The 3,665-nt window shown below is 70.7% G+C and carries 5 protein-coding genes; 3 read left to right on the top strand and 2 right to left on the bottom strand.

Annotated elements, in window-relative coordinates; translation table 11 throughout:
• Positions 1–47 precede the first annotated feature (47 nt).
• On the top strand, positions 48–500 hold the full coding sequence (locus ACOADB_RS28470; RefSeq protein WP_378607155.1) for a MaoC family dehydratase: 453 nt from the start codon (positions 48–50) through the stop codon (positions 498–500).
• A 25-nt stretch (positions 501–525) separates the two neighbouring features.
• Positions 526–1,509, top strand: a complete 984-nt coding sequence (locus tag ACOADB_RS28465) for an NADPH:quinone oxidoreductase family protein (protein WP_378607152.1) — start codon at positions 526–528, stop codon at positions 1,507–1,509.
• 11 nt (positions 1,510–1,520) lie between these two features.
• Here the strand turns inward: ACOADB_RS28465 and ACOADB_RS28460 are convergent, their stop codons facing one another.
• Positions 1,521–2,582, bottom strand: a complete 1,062-nt coding sequence (locus tag ACOADB_RS28460) for a phosphotransferase family protein (RefSeq protein WP_378607149.1) — start codon at positions 2,580–2,582, stop codon at positions 1,521–1,523.
• A 122-nt stretch (positions 2,583–2,704) separates the two neighbouring features.
• On the opposite strand from ACOADB_RS28460, the gene ACOADB_RS28455 reads away from it, so the two are divergent.
• Positions 2,705–3,502 (top strand): SDR family NAD(P)-dependent oxidoreductase, encoded by a 798-nt coding sequence (locus ACOADB_RS28455; RefSeq protein ID WP_378607146.1) that lies wholly within the window; start codon positions 2,705–2,707, stop codon positions 3,500–3,502.
• Positions 3,503–3,511: 9 nt separating this feature from the next.
• On the opposite strand, the gene ACOADB_RS28450 is transcribed toward ACOADB_RS28455, so the two are convergent.
• A partial coding sequence (locus ACOADB_RS28450) for a zinc-binding dehydrogenase (RefSeq protein WP_378607569.1) occupies positions 3,512–3,665 on the bottom strand: 154 nt, incomplete at its 5' end.

Below are 3,665 nucleotides of genomic sequence, written 5' to 3'. Positions count from 1 at the left end.
CCCGCCGACTCGTCGCGCGGCAGCCACCGTCCGACGACGATGCGGACATGAGGATTCTCAACAGCGTGGACGAGCTCCGAGCGCTCGTGGGCGAACGGCTCGGCACCAGCTCCTGGCACGAGATCACGCAGGAACGGATCCAGGCGTTCGCCGACGCGACCGAGGACTGGGAACGGATCCACGTCGACCCCGAGCGAGCCGCCGCGAGTCCCTTCGGTGTCACGATCGCCCACGGCCTGTTCACGCTCTCGCTGGGCCCGAAGTTCCAGTACGAGATCTTCGAGATGAACGGCCACTCACTCGCGCTCAACTACGGCTACGAGAAGGTCCGCTGGATCACGCCGGTCAAGGTCGGCTCGCGCCTGCGGATGACCCAGGACCTGCTCGCGGCCGAGCCGCTCGAGGGCGGCTCGAACTTCCGGACTCGCCAGACCTTCGAGATCGAGGGCCAGGACGGGCCGGCGTGCGTCGCCGAGTCGCTCTTCGCCTACTTCGACTGACCACCCCGACCCGAGGAGAAATATCGTGCGCGCTGTCGTCGTCGAGACACTGGACGGACCCCGTTCCGCCACCGTCCAGGAGGTACCCGCACCCGAGGGCGCTCATCGTCGCGCGGAGGGACGGCGGCTGTTGGTCGACGTCCACGCCGTCGGGCTCTCCTTCATCGACCCGCTCCAGACCTGGGGCAGGTACCAGGGTGGGGTGGAGGCGCCGTACGTCTGCGGATCGGAGATCTCGGGGCGGGTGGTGGAGGCACCGGAGGACTCATGGGTCAAGGTCGGCGACCGCGTTGCGGGCATCGTCTGGCAGGGCGCGATGGCCGAGCAGGCGCTGGCCATCGACGACTTCCTGATCAGGATCCCGGACTCGATGTCCTACGCCGAGGGCGCCGGCATCTACATGAACTACTCGACCGCCTGGTACGCCCTGGACCGGGCCGGCGCGCAGCCCGGCGAGACCGTGTTGATCACCGGAGCCGCCGGCGGCGTCGGCACCTGCGTCCTCGACCTCGGCGAAGCGTTCGGCGTCTCCACGATCGCGCTGGTCTCCAGCGACGCGAAGGAGAAGGTGGCCCGCGACGCCGGCGCCACCCATGTCGTCCGCTCCGACGGGGACTGGCTCACCCAGGTCCGCGAACTGACCGGCGGGCGCGGCGTGGAGGTCTTCGTCGACATGGTCGGAGGTGACGGCTTCCTCGACACCGTCCGCTCGCTGCGGATCGGCGGCCGGGGCGTCATCGTCGGCTTCGCGGGAGGCAGCATCCCGGAGCTCCGGATGAACCGGCTGCTGCTGCGCAACCTCACCCTGACCGGCATCACCATGGACGTCATGGAGACCGAGCACCCCGGCACCCTGGAGCGAGTACGACGAGGGGTGCAGGAGTTGCTCGACGCGGGCCGACTCACCCCGGCGATCGGTGCGGTCTACCCGTTGGACAGGGCATCGGAGGCGCTGGCCTCGCTCGACGACCGGACCGCCGTGGGCAAGGTCGTCGTCACCGTCCGCTGAGCGGGGCCTGATCAGCTGCGGTCGAGCGCGGCGTGACCTGCCGCGAGCACGGCGTCGAGGTGTCGCTCCGCCACGACGATCTTCGGGTCCGGGTCGTCGCGCTTGCGCTCCCGCTTGTGGATGACGGCGATCGTCGAGGCGACCTTGTAGTGGCAGACGGCCAGGAACCACGCAAGGTCCTGCTCCACCGCTGCGACATCGGCGGTGCCGGCACCGTGTTCGACCCGGGCCGCGGCGTACGCGGCGACCACCTCGGCCCGCGGGGGCATCCCCTCTCCCGCGGCGACATCGGCGGCCGGACGGTCCTCGTGGAAGACGTGTGCCGGGGCCAGGTGCATCAGGAGCCAGGCGAGGTCTGTGCGCGGATCGCCGACCGACCAGATCTCCCAGTCGATGACCGCGGTCAGGCGGGGACCGTCGAAGAGCATGTTCGCCAGGCGGTAGTCGCCGTGCAGGAGGCGGGGAGCGCACCCCTCGGGAATCCGCCGGGACAGCCGGGCGTGGAGCTCCTGGTGGCCAGGAGCGATGTCGGCGTCGACGGTGGCGAACAGCCGGTGCCATCTCCCGAGCTCCTCGTCGACCGGGGCGACGGGCTCCTTTCCCAGGCCCAGGGCGGTCGGCGTCTCGGCCTGGAGCCTGCCCAGGGCACGCGCGGCGGCCAGCATCCGTTCGCCGACGACCTCGGCGGTGGGAGGTGCGGCGCCGACGTCGAGCAGCGGCTCGTAGGAGTCACCGCCACACAGCTCCATCGCGAACAGTGGCGGTACCTCGGGCGGCCTCCCGCCGTCCTCGAAGAGCACTTCGGGCACGGGAAAGCCGGGCAGTTCGTCGAGCCGACGCAGGACACGCGCCTGGCGCAGGACGTCCCGGTTGCGCGCCGGCGCGAGGCCCGCCGGCGCGACCTTCAGCACGACGGGCCGCTCGCTTCCGGCACGGACCAGCGTCGAGGCGAAGGTCAGGCTGGACACCCCACCCTCCAGGCGGCGGGCGTCCTCCAGACGTGCATCGGGCCAGGTGCTTCGCGCCACCGCGGAAGCACGCTGGACGAGGGCCTCGAGTTCATTGTCCTGCATCCCACCACTCTGTGACCCACGACGAAACGCGACAACGGATGGTCCGGTCAGCGGTGGAGAGGCCCACATCAACCGGTCCCGCGACGATCGTTCGGTGGTGCTGCAGCGAGTAGAACCGGTCCATGGACAACCACACCCCCAGTCAGTACGACGGCCCCGCCTGGCAGAGCCGTTTCCGGCTGGACGGCAAGGTCGCAGTCGTGACGGGTGCCTCGAGCGGGCTCGGCGTCGCGATCGCCCAGGGCCTCGCCGCCGCCGGAGCGGACGTTGCCATCGGTGCACGCCGCCTGGCGATGCTCGACGAGACCCGGGCGCTGGTCGAAGGCCTGGGCCGCCGCTGCATCGCGGTGGAGACCGACGTGACGCAGGTCGACGAGTGCGACCGCCTCGTCGCTGCGGCGGTCGAGGAGCTCGGTGGCTGTGACGTCCTGGTCAACAACGCCGGCATCGGCGGGGACTACAACGCTGCGACCGACGACCCGCCCGAGCACTTCCGCAGGGTCGTCGACGTCAACCTCTTCGGCTCCTACTGGATGGCCCAGGCGGCCGGCCGGGTGATGCCGCCCGGCAGCTCCGTCGTGAACCTGTCCAGCGTGATGGCCGTGACGACCGCGAAGATGCCGGCCGCCGGCTACAGCTCGGCGAAGGCAGGGGTCCTCGGAATGACCCGCGACCTCGCAGCTCAATGGGGCAGCAAGGGGATCCGGGTCAACGCGATCCTCCCCGGGGTGTTCCTCACCGAGGCGACGGCCCACTACAGCCCCCGCTACCAGCAGAAGATCATCGACGCCCGGGTCCCGGCCGGGCGCCTGGGCGATCCATCCGAGATCGCGAGTACGGCGGTGTTCCTCGCCAGCGATGCCTCGGCGTACATCACCGGTGCCAGCATCCCGGTCGACGGCGGCGTCCTGCTGCTGTGAACCGGGCGTTCAGAGCTCGATGACGACCTTGCCGTGGGCCTCACGGCGGTCGAGGACGCCCAGAGCGTCCACCGCCTGCTCGAACGGCAGCCGGTGGCCGACGTACGGGGTGACACGGCCTTCCGCGGCCGCCGCCTCGAGCCCGGCGACGAGTTCCGGCGCA

Origin of the sequence: Nocardioides sp. CPCC 206348 (assembly GCF_048654705.1) — a bacterium.
GTDB lineage: Bacteria > Actinomycetota > Actinomycetes > Propionibacteriales > Nocardioidaceae > Nocardioides.
Note: the sequence above shows the minus strand (reverse complement) of the source record. Positions and strands in the feature narration are given on the sequence as shown.